16 protein-coding genes and 1 pseudogene are annotated in these 16,503 nt (G+C 41.5%); 14 read left to right on the top strand and 3 right to left on the bottom strand.

The genetic code is table 11. The features are described 5' to 3' along the window. The 6 genes and pseudogenes from BMZ06_RS09545 to BMZ06_RS09570 all read left to right on the top strand — a co-directional run. A pseudogene (locus BMZ06_RS09545) lies at positions 1-256 on the top strand (hypothetical protein); the annotation flags it as partial. 186 nt (positions 257-442) lie between these two features. Then, a complete protein-coding gene (locus BMZ06_RS09550; RefSeq protein ID WP_089751817.1) occupies positions 443-1,165 on the top strand; it encodes an ABC transporter ATP-binding protein in 723 nt (240 codons plus the stop codon). Beyond that, complete coding sequence (locus tag BMZ06_RS09555) at positions 1,162-2,178, top strand: ABC transporter permease (RefSeq protein ID WP_089751818.1); 1,017 nt, start codon at positions 1,162-1,164, stop codon at positions 2,176-2,178. Before BMZ06_RS09550 ends, BMZ06_RS09555 begins: the two co-directional genes overlap by 4 nt. A gap of 36 nt (positions 2,179-2,214) precedes the next feature. Then, on the top strand, positions 2,215-2,871 hold the full coding sequence (locus tag BMZ06_RS09560; protein ID WP_089751819.1) for a TetR/AcrR family transcriptional regulator: 657 nt from the start codon (positions 2,215-2,217) through the stop codon (positions 2,869-2,871). 120 nt (positions 2,872-2,991) lie between these two features. Then, entirely contained in the window at positions 2,992-3,657 is a 666-nt protein-coding gene (locus BMZ06_RS09565; RefSeq protein ID WP_089751820.1) for an SOS response-associated peptidase, read from the top strand. A gap of 84 nt (positions 3,658-3,741) precedes the next feature. Next, positions 3,742-5,562, top strand: a complete 1,821-nt coding sequence (locus BMZ06_RS09570) for a sensor domain-containing protein (protein ID WP_089751821.1) — start codon at positions 3,742-3,744, stop codon at positions 5,560-5,562. Between the two features lie 506 nt (positions 5,563-6,068). On the opposite strand, the gene BMZ06_RS09575 is transcribed toward BMZ06_RS09570, so the two are convergent. Further along, entirely contained in the window at positions 6,069-6,764 is a 696-nt protein-coding gene (locus tag BMZ06_RS09575) for a CPBP family intramembrane glutamic endopeptidase (RefSeq protein WP_089751822.1), read from the bottom strand. A 202-nt stretch (positions 6,765-6,966) separates the two neighbouring features. Further along, positions 6,967-8,355 carry an alanine/glycine:cation symporter family protein gene (locus tag BMZ06_RS09580; RefSeq protein ID WP_089751823.1) on the bottom strand — a complete coding sequence of 463 codons (1,389 nt, stop codon included), beginning with the start codon at positions 8,353-8,355 and terminating at the stop codon, positions 6,967-6,969. 222 nt (positions 8,356-8,577) lie between these two features. Here BMZ06_RS09580 and BMZ06_RS09585 point away from each other — a divergent pair, with 222 nt between their 5' ends. Genes BMZ06_RS09585 through BMZ06_RS09595 form a run of 3 tightly spaced genes read left to right on the top strand, consistent with a single transcriptional unit; the run spans position 8,578 to position 10,234 of the window. Beyond that, positions 8,578-9,042, top strand: coding sequence for a low molecular weight protein-tyrosine-phosphatase (locus BMZ06_RS09585; protein WP_089751824.1), 465 nt, complete (start codon positions 8,578-8,580; stop codon positions 9,040-9,042). Between the two features lie 12 nt (positions 9,043-9,054). Then, complete coding sequence (locus BMZ06_RS09590; protein ID WP_089751825.1) at positions 9,055-9,384, top strand: hypothetical protein; 330 nt, start codon at positions 9,055-9,057, stop codon at positions 9,382-9,384. A gap of 19 nt (positions 9,385-9,403) precedes the next feature. Next, the gene (locus tag BMZ06_RS09595; RefSeq protein ID WP_089751826.1) at positions 9,404-10,234 is read left to right on the top strand and encodes a YihY/virulence factor BrkB family protein; all 831 of its coding nucleotides are present in this window, start codon (positions 9,404-9,406) and stop codon (positions 10,232-10,234) included. Positions 10,235-10,288: 54 nt separating this feature from the next. Here BMZ06_RS09595 and BMZ06_RS09600 read toward each other — a convergent pair whose 3' ends face one another. Continuing rightward, positions 10,289-12,202 (bottom strand): heavy metal translocating P-type ATPase, encoded by a 1,914-nt coding sequence (locus BMZ06_RS09600; protein WP_089751827.1) that lies wholly within the window; start codon positions 12,200-12,202, stop codon positions 10,289-10,291. A gap of 276 nt (positions 12,203-12,478) precedes the next feature. Between BMZ06_RS09600 and BMZ06_RS09605 the strand changes: the two genes are divergently transcribed. The 5 genes from BMZ06_RS09605 (at position 12,479) to BMZ06_RS09625 (ending at position 16,473) form a co-directional block, all read left to right on the top strand. Continuing rightward, on the top strand, positions 12,479-13,369 hold the full coding sequence (locus BMZ06_RS09605) for a transporter substrate-binding domain-containing protein (RefSeq protein WP_089751828.1): 891 nt from the start codon (positions 12,479-12,481) through the stop codon (positions 13,367-13,369). 9 nt (positions 13,370-13,378) lie between these two features. Then, positions 13,379-14,071, top strand: coding sequence for an amino acid ABC transporter permease (locus tag BMZ06_RS09610; protein ID WP_089751829.1), 693 nt, complete (start codon positions 13,379-13,381; stop codon positions 14,069-14,071). A gap of 358 nt (positions 14,072-14,429) precedes the next feature. After that, positions 14,430-15,212 (top strand): metal ABC transporter ATP-binding protein, encoded by a 783-nt coding sequence (locus BMZ06_RS09615; protein WP_089751830.1) that lies wholly within the window; start codon positions 14,430-14,432, stop codon positions 15,210-15,212. Beyond that, on the top strand, positions 15,209-16,063 hold the full coding sequence (locus BMZ06_RS09620) for a metal ABC transporter permease (RefSeq protein WP_014642119.1): 855 nt from the start codon (positions 15,209-15,211) through the stop codon (positions 16,061-16,063). The genes BMZ06_RS09615 and BMZ06_RS09620 overlap by 4 nt, the downstream gene beginning before the upstream one ends. After that, positions 16,063-16,473, top strand: coding sequence for a Fur family transcriptional regulator (locus BMZ06_RS09625; protein WP_089751831.1), 411 nt, complete (start codon positions 16,063-16,065; stop codon positions 16,471-16,473). The genes BMZ06_RS09620 and BMZ06_RS09625 overlap by 1 nt, the downstream gene beginning before the upstream one ends. Positions 16,474-16,503 lie beyond the last annotated feature (30 nt).

Below are 16,503 nucleotides of genomic sequence, written 5' to 3' on the forward strand. Positions count from 1 at the left end.
GGAAACGCCATCGATCTTCAAAAGAATGATGGAATGGTTGAGGAGAAGGCTCCGGATGATTCGATGGAAAGAATGGAAATTGCCTAAGACAAAAGTGAATAATTTAATAGCATTGGGAGTGACAAAGGCGAAAGCCTTCGAATGGGGAAATACAAGAAAAGGCTACTGGCGTATAGCCAGTAGCCCAATTCTCCATCGCACACTCAATGACCATTATTGGCAACGTATGGGTTTGAAATCATTGAATGCACGTTGAATTTTATGAAACCGCCGTATACGGAACCGTACGTACGGTGGTGTGAGAGGACGGAGGTTAGTCACCTCCTCCTACTCGATTGAGTTTTTGATTATTTAAATGAGTGATTACTCACTTTACTTTTTTGTGATATTGATGTTTAATAAAAGTGAGTAATCACTCACAACATAGAGGAGGGGCGGACGTATGAGTTTTATTGTACAAATGAACAATATTTCACATAAGTTCGGGAAGACCATCATTCTTCAGGACATTAATCTTTCAATTAAAAAAGGTGAGATTTTTGGGCTGTTAGGTCCTTCAGGATCCGGAAAAACGACGATTGTGAAAATGATGACAGGGATTCTATCACCTGGGGAGGGCGAAGTGTTTTTAAATAATGAATTGATGCCCTCGCTTAAACAAATGAAGAGGTACGGATTCATGGCTCAATCGGATGCTTTATATCAGGAGTTAACAGCGAGAGAAAACTTGGACTTTTTTGGTTCATTGTATAAATTATCTAAATCAAAAAGGAAACATCGTATTCAGGAAGTTATGGATATGGTGGATTTAACGAAACATCTTGACCAGCCGGTCGAAACTTATTCAGGTGGTATGAAAAGGAGGCTTTCCCTTGCAGCCGCACTTATTCATGAACCGGAAATCATTATTTTGGATGAACCGACAGTAGGAATTGATCCTGTCCTAAGACAATCAATATGGCAGGAATTATATCAGTTAAAAGAAAATGGTGTAACCATCATTGTCACCACTCATGTTATGGATGAAGCTGAAAAGTGTGATCGTCTGGCGATGCTGCGTGATGGAAAGGTTATTGCCGTAGATTCCCCTGAACACTTAAAAGAGGGGATTGGCGCCTCAACCATCGAAGAAGTATTTCTGCATTATGGAGGTGCTGCTCAATGAATACGTGGACGTTAATGAAACGAATACTAAAGCAGTTTCGCCGGGATAAAAGAAGCATGGCCTTAATGGTTGCAGCTCCGATCTTTGTACTTACGTTGATGTGGCTCGTGCTCGATGGGGATAGTAAAACGCTTAACGTGGCACTTGTTGATGTCCCGGATCCTTTCCAGGAAACGCTTGAGGAATCAGAACTCCAGTTAACTTCCATGAGTTTGGCAAAGGCGGAGGAGGAAATAGATGATGGATCTATTGATGCATTCCTTCAGTGGAAAGAGCAAAAACCTTATTTGATATTAGAAGGAAGCGACCCTAATACAGCCGGTGCTATAAGAAATGAGTTACAGGCAGCAGCGGCGCCAAATGATCCAACTAAAGAAATGAATGTAAGTTTCTGGCATGGTTCGGAAGATATGGAGCTGTTTGATTACATTGGCCCCGTACTAATTGGTTTCTTTGTTTTCTTTTTTGTGTTTATTGTCGGTGGTGTATCTTTCCTTAGAGAGCGGACTCAAGGAACTTTGGAACGGTTGTTAGCATCGCCGATTAAACGAAGTGAGGTCGTCTTTGGCTATCTGGGAGGTTTCGGTTTATTTACGATCCTTCAATCTATTTTAATTGCGGTTTTTTCCATATATGTGTTGGATGTGTATATGACTGGTTCGTTGATGTATGTGCTGTTAATTACCTTTTTATTAGCTCTTACTGCTCTCAGTCTGGGAACGCTCCTTTCTGCGTTTGCTAAAAATGAATTTCAAATGATTCAATTCATTCCTCTTGTGATTGTCCCTCAGGTGTTCTTTTCAGGGCTTTTTCCAATTGAAGGTCTGGCTGTCTGGCTGCAGGCTATAGGCAGGGTTATGCCGCTAACATACGGAGCGGAGGCACTAAGGGGGATCATGCTGCGTGACGAAGGTATCGCAGAGTTTCAGCTTTCCATGTATATACTAATCGGTTTCGTGGTTCTCTTTACTCTCCTCAATATATTCGCGTTAAAACGGCACAGACGTCTATAATGGTACTAGAGATCCTGAGAAGCGAGGAGGACCCACGTGAGTGAATTTAAAGATATCTATAATGCAATAAATGAAGCACAGGATGGAAAGGGTTTAACCCCGAAACAGGAACAAATTCTAAAAGCAGCCGTGGAAATATTTGCTGAAAAAGGATATGCTTCTTCTTCTACCAGCGAAATAGCAGCTAGAGCTGGAGTGGCCGAAGGGACGATTTTCCGTCATTACAAAACAAAAAAAGATTTACTACTTTCGATTGTGACTCCTTTTATGACCCAATTTACTGTTCCCTTATTAGCAAGTCACTTTACAAAAGAAGTTTTTGATGAACCTCCCGAAGGTTTCGAACAATTCCTTAAGAAAATTATTAAGAATAGGTTTGAATTTGCAAGGGAGAATGCTCCTTTATTAAAGATTGTATTACAGGAAATCGCTTTTCAGCCTGAACTTCAAGCCCATTACGAATCAGTATTTCTTGAGGAAGTTTTTCCTAAATTTGAACGTGCATTAAATGAATTGAAAGAGCAGGGGAGCGTGATCGATTTCCCTAATCGTTCGATTATCCGGATGATCATTTCTACGGTTGTCGGATTCCTGGTGACCCGCTTTTTGCTTGCTCCTGAAAGTGATTGGGAGGACGAAGAGGAATTAGATCGAACCATTCATTTTATTATGTATGGCTTAGGAGGAAAATAAACGTTTACACAAAGGGTCCAGCAAAGTGTGCTGGACCTTTTATTTGGTACGGGTGGTTTTCGGTTAAACAAGAATCAGCTCTGGGTATAATAAGAAGAAATGGTACAGGAGGGATTAGAAATGTGCGGAAGATACACTTTATTTTCACAAGAAGCTCAAATAGCAGAGGAATTTGGAATTGCTCATTCAATTGAGGATTATCAGCCAAGATACAATATTGCACCTGGTCAGAAGGTACTAGCTGTTATTCATAATGGTAAGGAAAAGAAAGCGGGCTTTATGTATTGGGGGCTGGTACCTTCGTGGGCGAAAGATCCTAAGATCGGTTATAAGATGATTAATGCCCGGAGTGAAACGGCTCACGAAAAACCAAGTTTCAAACACTTAATGGCTAAGAAAAGGTGTCTGATTATTGCAGACAGTTTTTACGAATGGAAAAAGACCGAAAATGGAAAGCAGCCACTCCGTATTTATCCGGAAAATCGTAAACTGTTTGCTTTTGCGGGTCTTTGGGATCAATGGAAAACGGATGAGGAGGAACGCTTTACATGCACCATACTAACTCAGGAAGCGGATCGTTTCATGGAGGACATTCACCACAGAATGCCGGTGATTCTGCCGAAGCAGGAACAGGAAAAATGGATTGAACCCTTTAAATGGACACCAGAAGAAGCTCACAATTTTGTGCAGGGAATGGGGACGGAACAATTGGAAGCATACGAGGTGAGTGATTACGTGAACGCTGCCCAGCATGAAGGGGAGGAATGTATTGAGCCTTTAGGCTGATTACATGGTAATATTATCTTTTTTAATTCCATATATTCAGGTATACTTTACCCATAAGCGTTGTTACATGAGGAGATAAAAAACGTGGTGAATAAAAATACCCAGATCGATCTAGAAAGAATCACCCATATTTGTGCTCAGCTGGCATTCAGGGCGGGAGATTCCGATTCCCTCAGTCTTTTGGAAGAAGTGAAGAAGATTACGTTCCCATACATAAAGGAATATGAAGAATTGGAAGCGAGTCGGGTTCTTCAAATACAGGAATTCTCACGTACACTTGAAGCTATTGTAAATGTCGTATTTAAAGTGAAAAAGAACGAAGGTCAATCGTTCTACTACGATCTGTTTGAGGGGAAATTAGCGAAAGATATAGGGTTGACTACCGATTTAGTTAAAGGAAAGAATCTAGAAGAATTGTTTACGTACGAACAAGCTGCTTTTTTTCGCCAAAAATATGCCCTGGCGTTTTCCGGAGATACGATCTCTTATAAACATCAATATAAAGGAAGATATTTTGAGACTACACTTTCCCCTGTAGAAAATAATGGGGAAATTGTAGAGGTTATTGGAAGTTCGGTTGAAGTGACTTCTTATGAAGAGGCAGAGCAGAGGCTCGAACACATGGCTTCTCATGATCATTTAACCAATCTTCCTAACCGAAACAGGCTCCAAAAAGATCTTACAAATTCCAGCAGTACCGGAAGTCCATTTACGATCATTTTTTGTAACCTGGATCGATTTAAGTATGTAAATGATACGATGGGGCATATAGCTGGCGACCAGGTCCTGCTATTGGTAGCTGAGAGGATACAACGTTCGCTTTCCGCAAAAGATCAGCTATACCGTTTGGGAGGAGACGAGTTTGTCGTTTGCTTAAAGGGGATGCATACTCAGTCTGAGATTGCCAAGCTTGGGAAAGAGATTTTACAAGATATCCGTCTTCCCATCAACTTGCTGGGGAGGCAGTTTTTTATCACCGCAAGCCTGGGTGCAGCGCAATATCCTAAGGATGGACCTTCTGCAGCCCGATTGCTAACTAGCGCAGAAGTCGCCATGCATTTCTGTAAACAAAATGGCCGGCAGAATTTATTGTTTTATTTGCCTAATATGAACAAGCATTACGAAACAGTAATTACGTTAGAAGGGGATTTGCGTCAGGCTCTTACCCTGAATGAACTCTATTTGCACTATCAGCCTAAAGTGGACGTTCGTACGGGTTACATAAGTGGAATGGAGGCTTTAGTAAGATGGAAGCATCCGAAGCGAGGGTCGGTATCTCCTGCCGAATTTATTCCAGTTGCTGAAGAAACTGGTTTGATAAACCAGCTGGATGAGTGGGTATTGAAAGAAGCCTGCAGGCAGAATCAGGAATGGATTGAGCTGGGTTATGCCCCGGAACGAGTGGCCGTTAATGTGTCAGCAAATGAGATACAACGCCCTGATTTTTCGGAAAATGTAAGGAGCATCTTAGTGGAAAGCATGATGGATCCTCAATACTTAGAAATCGAAGTAACGGAAAACAGTGTCATGAGGAATACGGAGCAATGTATTCAAACCATGCAGAACCTTAAGTCAATGGGGGTATCCTTATCTATTGATGACTTCGGGACAGGATACTCCTCACTAAGTTATCTACGCCAGTTTCCTATTCATTATTTGAAGATTGACCAGGCTTTTATTAAGAGAGTACTGACCGATCCCAGTGACGCGGAAATGGTCAAAGCGATGCTTCAGCTGGCCGAGGCTTTCAAATTGGAGGTGGTAGCGGAAGGGATAGAGGATCAGGAAGTGCTGGATTTCTTAAAAGAAAATGAGTGTGCTTACTATCAAGGTTATCATTTCAGCAAACCACTGCCTCCTCACGAGATGGAAAAGCTGCTCATCAAAAAGCAGACCTACTCCTAATGGAAGGCTTCATAATATTCCTTTTATTTTGCTCTGTTAAAGTTTGTTGTTGATTTTTCATAAGAGGCTTATTACGCAATAGGGCCGGTTACTGTAAGACTCAGTATCGAGATAACTCGGGTCCGTTACTCTATGTGGAAGAGGGCTGGTGGGGAAATAACTCGTCTTGTTCCATCACCCAGACACTCGAGCCATAAGCCGTTCATCAACGGATTGGAAAACCGCCATCCTTTTGATGCTCGGCTTATGCTGTTCGTGTCTTTCGGGGTGATTCCACATTTGAACACTTTCCTATGGCCCTACACGTAGGGTCGATCGATGTTGCGTCGTGCAGGGCCGGAAAGCGAAATCTTCCCCTGGAGGACCTTCCGCTCAACAAATATCTCGAAACTGAGTCTTCAACAAACGGGAGCTTATCCTTAAAATCAACACGAATCGAAGAAAGGCTCTTGCTATAGAGGGTTCTTTAGGAGAGTGACTTTGAGATGATAGTACATGGAATATATCTACCATCTTGGAATAAACCATAAATCGAAATTCATAACTAAAGCGCTGTAGAGGTTCCATAATGAATGAAGAAGCAATCCAGGTATGATTGATTTAGTCCTGACGTATAGAATACCAAGTAATAATCCGAAGACCCCGGCGGAAAAGGGAGAGAACGGATGGTTCACTGTAAAAATAAGCATTTGTAAAATAACAGCTATCCAATTGTTCACCCATTTACTGAAGAAAGCAATCAGGAATACTCTGTAAAAAAACTCTTCAATAATAGGTACTATCAAAACTCTTGCTATTACGTACAATGTAAAACCGAGGACGGGATATTGAAAATGAGTGATGTATGGGATTTCCAAATTGTAAAAAATACGCCAACTATTAGAAATCAGTATTCCATAATCATAGGTGATTTTCATAATTAGATATTGAATAAGTAAGAATCCAATTATGTAGACCCAAGACATCTTCAAAGATAATGAAGTTAATACAAATGAATTTAGAAACATTTTACGAATGACGGGCAATGATACGGTTATCATCAGAGGAACGAGCGCGACGATTATTTCCTTTACATACGTCTTGTAATGAAATGCGGGTGAAGTATCGATTCCTACTAATTCAGTTACTGTGTAAAAGGAACCCGCGGTCACTATGCAATACAAAAACATAAATAAGCTTTCTTTATTATTTAACCTTTCCACATTGTCACCCCATTAAATTGTTATACGCGTTCGTACAACAAAGGTTTCAATAATATGGAAAAGTTCCTTCCCAACTTACCTCGAAACTAAGTCTTACACCCTCCATCCCTATAGTTGAAGAAGCGCCTATAAGAAATCAACAGCGAAGTTTTACATACCAAACAAAAAAGCAGGCCGGCATAACTCCGGACCTGCTTTTTTTTTAACTGTTATATTGTGCTTGTTTTTCCTGCTCGCGTTCTTTCTTAGCCACTTTAAGGAACTTGGTGGTTTCAGCTCCGACTACACCTGATAGAAGCAGCAAGCCGATTAAGTTTGGAAAGGCCATCAGCCCGTTCATCACGTCTGCAAACTTCCAAACTGTATCAAGCTGTGCAACGGCTCCTACAAATACAAATAATACAAATACAATTTTGTATAATCCTAATCCACGTTGGCCGGTTAGGTAGCCGAAACATTTCTCACCATAATAGGACCAGCCTACAATGGTGGAGAAAGCGAAGAAAACCAAGCCGATCGTAACGATATAAGAGCCGACATCACCAAGGAAGACACCGAACGAAGCGGTTGTTAGATCAGCTCCATCCAACTGGCCTTTATACTGCCCTGCCATAACAATGGTCAATCCGGTCATAGTACATACAACAATGGTATCGATAAAAACCTGAGTCATGGAAACTAATGCCTGACGGCCGGCGTAATCCGTACGTGCTGCTGCGGCCGCAATAGGAGCCGATCCTAAACCGGCTTCGTTGGAGAAAACTCCACGGGCCACACCAAAACGAATCGCTGTTCCAAGAAGACCTCCGCCAACAGCGCTACCTGTGAAAGCATCATTGAAAATCGTTCCGAAAGCTGGCAATACCAAATTTAAATTCATAACGATAATAATAAGAGCACCGACAACATAAAAAATAGCCATAATTGGTACAAAGAAAGCTGTTACTCTCCCGATACTGCGGATTCCGCCTAATAAAACAAGCCCGGCAAAGAATAATAAAATGAGTCCAGTTACCCAATGGGGCACGCTAAAGCTTGTTTCCAATACATCAGAAACCGAGTTAGATTGAACCATGTTGCCGATTCCAAAGGCAGCTACGGCTCCAAATATGGCGAAGAGAACTCCAAGAGGTTTCCCGAGCCATTTCGTTTTAAGTCCTCTGGACAAATAATACATGGGTCCGCCTGCCATGTTTCCATTTTGGTCGGTAATTCGGTATTTAACGGCCAGAACTGCTTCCGCATATTTAGTAGCCATCCCGAATACAGCGGTAATCCACATCCAAAACACAGCTCCAGGTCCGCCTAGGAAAACGGCTGTTGCTACCCCTGCGATATTACCCGTACCAATTGTCGCAGCAAGGGCAGTGGTTAATGCCTGGTAATGAGAAATGTCTCCTTTTTCATTTTTCTTTTCCTTAGCTGGTTTAAAAGCCAGCTTTAAAGCGTAAGGAAGGGTCTTAAATTGCAGAAACCCAAGCCTTAGAGTTAAGTATACGCCAGTACCAACCAAAAGAATTAATAAAACTGGTCCCCATACAATCGCGCTTGCTGCATCAAAAAAGTTATATAATGCCCCTTGTTCCTCCATGAATATCCCCCTTCAATTTCTTGAAAATTATGTCTATATATAAAATATTCCGAAAATTATGTATAAAAGTCAAGGAATTTTCAAAAGTTTGAGGAAATAAATCCGGGTTTATAATCACAACTTGAGGGAAATTATCCACTATAGTTGTCGATTTAATGCAGGAATTGGACAGGATTCATAGAAATTATTAAACATGAAATACTATACTTGGGGGCTTTGGAAATGATCCGTGTACTTTTTGTTTGTTTAGGCAATATATGCCGTTCTCCTATGGCTGAAGCCATATTTAAGGACTTGGTGAAAAAGGAAGGACTGGAAGAGGAAATTTCAGTTGATTCTGCCGGTATAGGTCACTGGCATGAAGGCTCAATTCCTCATGAAGGGACAAGGGGGATTTTAGACGAACACTCCATCTCCTATGAAGGAATGAGAGCGCGACAGGTTGCAGAAGCGGATTGGGACGATTATGATTATCTTATTGCTATGGATAGTAAGAACATTCAGGATCTCAATTCCATCCGCGAGAAAAATGGAGTGACCGTGGCTAAACTATTGGATTATACCCCTCATGAGGAAGCGGATGTACCCGATCCGTATTTTACTGGTAATTTCCAATACGTATATGAGCTGGTGAGTGAAGGATGTTCTCGCTTACTTGAACAAATAAAAAAAGATAACCATTTATAAGGAGGAATCGCTATGGGACAGCAAAAGTTATGGAAAGGTGTCGTGATCGGAGCTTTGGTCGGCGGAGCTCTTGTACTCATTGACAGGGATACAAGACAGTATGTAGGTACGAGGTCACGCGAAGCCGGGACTAAATATAAAGGTTACGTGACCAATCCATCAGACGCTATCCATTCGGTAAGGGTAAACTATGAACAATTTTCTAAACGAGTAAGTAAAGGATTAGAAGATTTAATTGAAATATTGAATAAAGCAGAGGACATACTGAATAGAGTAGGAGAGATCAATCAAGAGGTTGAACAACAATTGAAAGCAGTAGATGATCCAAAAGAAGCTTCTTAAGTTAGGGTGATGGAAAATCATGAATAGCGTTTTAACATTTGGAAAAGAGCTGCTGAACCGTTTTAGAGATGATGATGTTGCGGGGCTGGCAGCTCAGCTTGCTTACTTTTTCCTGTTATCATTATTCCCATTTATGATTTTCCTGCTTACGTTGCTTGGTTACTTAAATATTGACGAAGAACGTGTTCTCGCTATTATCAGTACTTATGCTCCTCCTGAAACCTTTGACCTTATTACAGAAAATGTGACTTCCTTGTTGAATAGCGGGAGCGGAAGTCTTTTATCGGTAGGTATTCTTGGTACATTGTGGGCGGCCTCTGTTGGGGTAAGCGCCATCATGCGTGCGTTTAACCGCGCTCATAACGTAGAAGAAAACCGGCCCTTTCTTGTATCAAGGTTTATAGCGATCATTCTGACTATTGCTATGGTTCTCGTTATTTGTATTGCTTTTTTACTGCCGGTTCTTGGACACACGGCCGGAGTTTTCATTTTCTCTTCTTTTGGCTTATCAGACAGCTTTATTGAGGCATGGGGAACGCTTCGATGGGCCATTTCGTCTATCATCTTTTTCATTGTATTATCCTTTTTATATGTAACCGCCCCAAGCCTTCGTTTGAAATACAGGGACGCAGTCGCAGGTGCAGTTTTTGCTACCGTTGGGTGGCAGTTGGTTTCCTTACTTTTTTCCTTTTATGTAAGCAGTCTTGGGAATTTTTCAGCTGCTTATGGAAGTTTAGGCGGGGTCATTGTCTTAATGATCTGGTTCTACCTCTCCGGCATCGTCATTATTTTAGGCGGCGAAATCAATGCTATTTTCCGCAGGCGTCGAAGAGATAAGAAATATTCCTGAACTTAAAATAAAAACAGACATTCCCGCACCCAAAGGTGAGCCGGGAATGTCTGTTTATTTTAATAAACGCAGACCATTTAGAATAACTAAAATGGTACTTCCTTCGTGTCCAACGACCCCGAGGGGAAGGTCAATAACCTGAAGGAAATTGCTGATTATCAGCAGCATGATTATGGTTATGGAGAAGACCACATTCTGCTTAACAATGCGATTCATGCGTGAAGACAATTTTCTTGCCTGTGAAATCCTTGAAAGGTCATTTTTTATTAAAACAACATCCGATGTTTCAAGAGCTACATCTGTGCCTCCTCCCATAGCTACCCCCACATTGGCCGTAGCAAGGGCTGGAGCATCATTAATTCCGTCGCCTACCATGCCTACCTGCGTGAAGTGAGCTTTTAGTTTTTTAATTTCATCTACTTTTTTCTCAGGGAGCAGCTCGGCGATATAGTGGTCAACTCCGGCTTCTGACGCAATAGCTTCAGCGGTGGCTGAGTTATCTCCTGTCAGCATAATGGTATAAACACCTTGTTTTTTTAATTCTTCTACCGCCTTTTTGGTATCCTCTCTGACTGTGTCCTTCATAGCAAAAACAGCAGCAATTTCGTTATTCTTTTTTACAAAAATTACAGTTTTACCTTGTTTCGCTAATGTTTCAGCAATTCCATTCTGAAATAGATAGGCTTCCTCTTTTCCCACAAATTCAGGTTTTCCTACTTTCCACTCATTTCCTTCATGAAATGCTTTTACACCGTTTCCGCTTATATCCTGCATGTGTTCCACTGAGCTCAAAGGCACTCCCTCTTGTGAAGCATACCGGACGATGGCCTGTGCAATAGGGTGGTTTGATTCCTGTTCGATGGATGCTGCAATAGAAAGGATCATTTCTTTATTTTCTTCTGCTGCATATAAAGCATCGGTTACCTCAGGTGTTCCATTAGTCAGCGTTCCTGTCTTGTCAAACGCAATCGCATTCAGATGAGCCAGATTCTCCAGGTGTACGCCGCCCTTAAAAAGCAGCCCATGACGTGCGCCGTTTGAAATGGCTGACAACGTAGCAGGCATAATGGAAGCTACTAAAGCACACGGGGAGGCAACTACAAGAAGGATCATGGCTCTGTAAATCGTATCCATCCAGCTCCAGCCAAATAAAAAATGGGGAAGGAATAACATTACGGCAACTACACCTAGTACAATTTTCACATAGGTACTTTCAAAACGCTCAATAAAAAGTTGAGAAGGTGATTTCTCGCTTTGTGCGGATTGAACCATGAGTATAATTTTTTGGAATAGCGTATCTGTTGATTTCTTGGTTACTTCAACAGTCAGACTTCCATTTAAATTAACGGTACCTGCGAACACTTCTTTGTCAATGCCCTTTGTTACAGGGATCGACTCTCCAGTAATGGCACTTTCATTAATAGCACTTGACCCTTTAATGATCGTTCCATCAGCTGGGATACGTTCACCTGGTTTTATTAAAATACGGTCGTTCACATATAGATCGGTTACTGATACAACTTCGTACCCTTCATCCGTCAATTTCAGTGCTACCTCGGGTTGCATGTCCATTAAGGAAGAGATTTCTTTCTGGCTTTTATTTAACGTGTACGTTTCCAGGGCTCCACTTAACGCAAAGATGAAAATGAGAATGGCTCCTTCTGTCCAATAGCCGATAGCAGCAGAACCAATGGCAGCTAAAATCATGAGCAGTTCAACGTTTAGTTCTTTTTCATGTATGGTGTCTTCGAGTCCTTCTTTGGCTTTAGCAAACCCGCCGATCACGAAAGCAGCAAGGTGAAGAAAAACAAAAACATTTTCAGAAATGTAATTGGATAAAAGCCACGCGGTTAAGACAAGGATTCCGCTTAGTAATGCGGCCAGCAGCTCTGCATGTGTTTTTATGAAATTCCAAGATGGGCGAGCGAAATGGCTCTGAATAGGAAAAGAGTGTGATTCAGAAGACATGATTCTCAACTCCTTAATATAATTGATAACGATTATCAAAACCAACTAGTTGTAAGGCAGGATTCATTGAAACTAGAAGTATTTTAAATTAAAATAATTATAATCTGATATATATTATTAATATATCATTAAATCGTGCGTAGTCAAGTGCAGAACAAGCACTATTTTTTGACAATGCAGGAAATCAATAACCGAGCAAGCTGGTTGATATTAAGGTGCTTGTATTGCTATATTGGATAAGTGCGTAAACAATTTTAGAAAGGTGGATACCTATAAATGCGTAAAGGACTATTAACTATACTTATGCTTACGCTTTCTGTGATACTTGCCGCTTGTGGCTCAAGTGGAGATGAGAACAACAGTGAAAGCAGTGAAGATAACAACTCCAGCCAGGAAGCCTCAGGAGAAAAATGGAGCGAGATCAAAGAAGAAGGAAAAATTGTAGTCGGTACAGCAGGAACATTATTTCCGGCTTCTTACTATCCGGAAGATTCAGACGAACTGACGGGCTATGATATTGAAATTATGCGAGAGGTAGCCAAACGACTGGATCTTGAGCTTTCCTTTAAAGAATACGGGGTAGATGCGTTATTATCCTCCATTAATAGTGGGCGCGTGGACATGGTTATTAACGATTTCCAGCCGACAGAGGATCGTAAGGAAAAATTCGCCTTCAGTGAACCTTATAAGTATTCTTATTCTACAATGGTCGTCCGTGAATCTGATCTTTCTGGAATTGAAACGTTGGAAGATCTGGAAGGTAAGGTACACGGCGGAGGAGCTACCACGGTATACTCTCAAATTGCCGAGCACTTTGGTGCAGAAACCAAAAGTTACGGAAATGTTGCGAATGATGTGTACCTTCGTGATGTAGCGAATGGTCGTACAGATTTCATCATTAACGATTATTACTTGCAGTCGCTTGCTTTAAAAGCTCTTCCGGAAATTGAAGTACAGCTGCATCCGGATCTTCAGTTCCATCCAACCACTTCAGCGATCGTGATGCCTAAAGACGCTCAGACGCTCAAAGAGAAGGTGGATGCTACACTTCAGGAGATGAGAGAAGATGGCACGCTTACTGAAATATCAAAAGAATTCTTCGGAGGAAAAGATGCTTCGAAAAAACCCGATAAAGATGTCCGTGAGCTTGAAGACATCGACTTGTAAGGGCTTATTATGCTAGGTATTCAAATTGATGAGATTAAATTAGAGCAGCTTTTTAATACGGAAACCGCCTGGAACAATCTTCCCTTTATATTAGAAGGGGTCCCGCTGACTCTGCTTATTTCAGTGATAGGCATGGCCATAGGGCTGGTTATTGGCTTTTTCCTCGCTCTTGCCAGGGGAGCGGATCGGATTTGGTTTAGATGGCCTGCCCGCTTATATATCTCATTCATGCGCGGAACGCCTATTCTCGTTTATTTATTTGTGTTGTATTATGGATTTCCGCTTATTGGTATTGAGTTTTCTGCCATTATGGCCGCTATTATCGGTTTTGGTACAAATAGTGCCGCTTATATTGCGGAAATCAATCGTTCATCCTTAAATAGTGTTTCCTACGGGCAATGGGAATCCGCCAGGGCGCTAGGTTTCTCCTATTGGAAAACCATCCGGCGGATTATCATGCCTCAGGCAACCAGAATTGCCATTCCGCCGCTAGGCAACGTATTTCTAGATCTATTAAAAGCGACCTCGCTTGCAGCCATGATTTCTGTACCGGAAATCTTAAACAAAGCTCAAATTGCGGCAGGACGGACGATCGATTCGTTAACGATGTATATCACCGCGGCTTTAGTTTACTGGCCGCTGACGATGCTGTTTTCTGCTTTACAGGATTATTTGGAAAAACGATACAACAAACACTTATAGTTCCAACAAACCGCCGGAAGAAACATTTGTCTGGCGGTTTTATTATTATAGTGCGCACCCTGGGTTTTGGGTTCTCGATATAAGAAACTTCAGCAGACATTGTCCTACCACGAGTCATTACAAAGCTTATTATAAATAAAGGAGCTTATATGAAACGCTGCTATTGAAATAATAGAGCTTACCTAAATAGATAAGTGTTGCGTGAAGAGCTGTCTTGTTTTATGATGAAGATTGCGTTTTAAATCGTAACCATTATGAATTAAATGAGTGGAAAGGAAATATCCTTCTCATTTACTTAAAGTTCTGTGTCTTATATAATTTAAATCGTAATCATTATTATTTTTTGAGAGGGATTAATATGAGTAATCATCCAATTGTAAAGATGGAACAGGTCTCCTTTAAATATGAAAGAGAATGGGTCGTAAAAGATGTGAATTTGACCATTAGACAGGGGCAATTCCTAGGTCTGGTAGGCCCTAATGGTTCAGGGAAATCGACATTAATCAAGCTCATGCTGGGACTTGCTAAACCGGACCGGGGTTCCATTACTCTATATGATCGTCCAATTAAAAATTTCAGCAACTGGCAGGAAATTGGTTTCGTGTCCCAAAAGGCCAACAGTTTTAATTCCGGTTTTCCGGCCACAGTATTGGAAGTTGTAAAAGCAGGATTGGTTTCAAGAATAGGAACGTTTAAATTCTTTAATAAAAAACATAAAGATAAAGCGATGCAGGCTTTGCATACAGTTGAAATGGAAGATTACGCTCATTCCAATATAGGGGAATTATCGGGAGGACAGCAGCAGCGGGTATTTATCGCCCGCGCTCTGGTCAGCGATCCTTCTCTACTTATTTTAGACGAACCAACGGTAGGGGTGGACGCTAAGCACGTGACGGAATTTTATGATCTGCTTGGCCGTTTAAATAAAGAACAGGGGATTACCCTGCTAATGGTCACGCACGATATCGGAACCATTACAGAGCATGCCACCCATGTAGTATGTATGAATAAAACTGTTCATTTCCACGGAAATACAGAAGAGTACAAAGAATTCAATGATGAAGATCTTAATCGTCTGTATGGTCATTCTGTCCAGCAGCTGACTCATAATCATGACCATGACGAGGTGAATCCATCATGATTGAAAGTTTTTTTCAGTATGAATTTCTACAGAATGCAGCCATTACCGGGATACTGATTGGAATTGTAGCCCCTCTTCTCGGAGTATTCATTGTTGTAAGACGCCTTTCTCTGATTGCCGATGCTTTATCTCATATTACGTTGACCGGGATTGCAGCAAGCCTGCTGCTCGAGAAGAAGGTGACAGGCATCAATGACTGGAATCCTGTCTATATGGGAATGGTCTTTTCAGTCGGCGGCGCCATTTTAATTGAAAGGCTCCGGAAGCTTTATAAGCATTATGAAGAACTCGCTATTCCGATCATCCTCTCAGGCGGAATAGGGCTTGGGGTTATTCTTATATCACTCGCAGACGGATTCAATACCGATCTGTTCAGCTATCTATTTGGAAGTGTAACGGCTGTCGATCGAACAAGCATGTGGACCGTGCTCATTATTACCATCATGGTTATTGCTATTGTTATACTATTTTATAAAGAACTGTTTGTATTATCCTTTGACGAAGAACAGGCCTCGATTTCCGGGGTGAACGGCCGTTGGATTCATCTGTTATTTATCGTTATGGTAGCGCTCGTTATTGCCGCTTCCATGCAGGTGGTAGGTATACTGCTCGTTTCTGCCCTGATGACGCTTCCAGTAGCGTCCGCGTTACGCCTGGCAAGGAGCTTCAAGCAGACAATCGGACTATCGATTGCATTCGGTGAGACCTCCGTATTGATCGGTTTGTTTTCATCTTATCATTTGAGTGTGCCTCCTGGCGGAACAATTGTTATGGTTGCCGTAATTATTCTTGTGATGACGATTCTTTTCAAAAAGGTTAGAACCCAACAATGGATAAAGGGTGAAGTATAATGAATGTCGAGACGGCTTTACAGCGATTGAAAGAAAAAGGTTATAAAAGGACGAAGCAAAGAGAACGAATTGTCGAGATATTTGTTCAACAGGATCAGTATATTGCAGCAAAGGATATCTTAAAAGCCATACAAGAGGATTTCCCCGGGGTCAGTTATGATACGATCTATCGAAATCTGTACCTGCTTACGGAAGAGGAAATTCTGGAGACGACAGAGCTTGGTGGAGAGAAACATTTCCGGTTGGGGTGCGAGACCCATGGCCATCACCACCATTTTATATGTACTACATGTGGAAAAACGAAGTCTATTGAATTCTGTCCGATGAACAGTATTAATGAAAATTTAAAAGGCTACGACGTCGAAAATCATAAGTTTGAGATCTATGGAAAGTGCCCTCAATGCCATTAAGAGTCTGCGGTGCCAGGTATCGCAGACTTC

The organism is Halobacillus alkaliphilus (genome assembly GCF_900113125.1).
Classification (GTDB): Bacteria; Bacillota; Bacilli; order Bacillales; family Halobacillaceae; genus Halobacillus; species Halobacillus alkaliphilus.

What these genes read in the sequence shown, in the direction of transcription:
- BMZ06_RS09590 (WP_089751825.1), top strand. Translation starts at nt 9,055, where the DNA reads ATGGGACAGCAAAAGTTATGGAAAGGTGTCGTGATCGGAGCTTTGGTC.
- BMZ06_RS09555 (WP_089751818.1), top strand. Translation starts at nt 1,162, where the DNA reads ATGAATACGTGGACGTTAATGAAACGAATACTAAAGCAGTTTCGCCGG.
- BMZ06_RS09600 (WP_089751827.1), bottom strand. Translation starts at nt 12,202, where the DNA reads ATGTCTTCTGAATCACACTCTTTTCCTATTCAGAGCCATTTCGCTCGC.
- BMZ06_RS09615 (WP_089751830.1), top strand. Translation starts at nt 14,430, where the DNA reads ATGAGTAATCATCCAATTGTAAAGATGGAACAGGTCTCCTTTAAATAT.
- BMZ06_RS09595 (WP_089751826.1), top strand. Translation starts at nt 9,404, where the DNA reads ATGAATAGCGTTTTAACATTTGGAAAAGAGCTGCTGAACCGTTTTAGA.
- BMZ06_RS09610 (WP_089751829.1), top strand. Translation starts at nt 13,379, where the DNA reads ATGCTAGGTATTCAAATTGATGAGATTAAATTAGAGCAGCTTTTTAAT.
- BMZ06_RS09585 (WP_089751824.1), top strand. Translation starts at nt 8,578, where the DNA reads ATGATCCGTGTACTTTTTGTTTGTTTAGGCAATATATGCCGTTCTCCT.
- BMZ06_RS09625 (WP_089751831.1), top strand. Translation starts at nt 16,063, where the DNA reads ATGAATGTCGAGACGGCTTTACAGCGATTGAAAGAAAAAGGTTATAAA.
- BMZ06_RS09605 (WP_089751828.1), top strand. Translation starts at nt 12,479, where the DNA reads ATGCGTAAAGGACTATTAACTATACTTATGCTTACGCTTTCTGTGATA.
- BMZ06_RS09620 (WP_014642119.1), top strand. Translation starts at nt 15,209, where the DNA reads ATGATTGAAAGTTTTTTTCAGTATGAATTTCTACAGAATGCAGCCATT.
- BMZ06_RS09580 (WP_089751823.1), bottom strand. Translation starts at nt 8,355, where the DNA reads ATGGAGGAACAAGGGGCATTATATAACTTTTTTGATGCAGCAAGCGCG.
- BMZ06_RS09550 (WP_089751817.1), top strand. Translation starts at nt 443, where the DNA reads ATGAGTTTTATTGTACAAATGAACAATATTTCACATAAGTTCGGGAAG.
- BMZ06_RS09565 (WP_089751820.1), top strand. Translation starts at nt 2,992, where the DNA reads ATGTGCGGAAGATACACTTTATTTTCACAAGAAGCTCAAATAGCAGAG.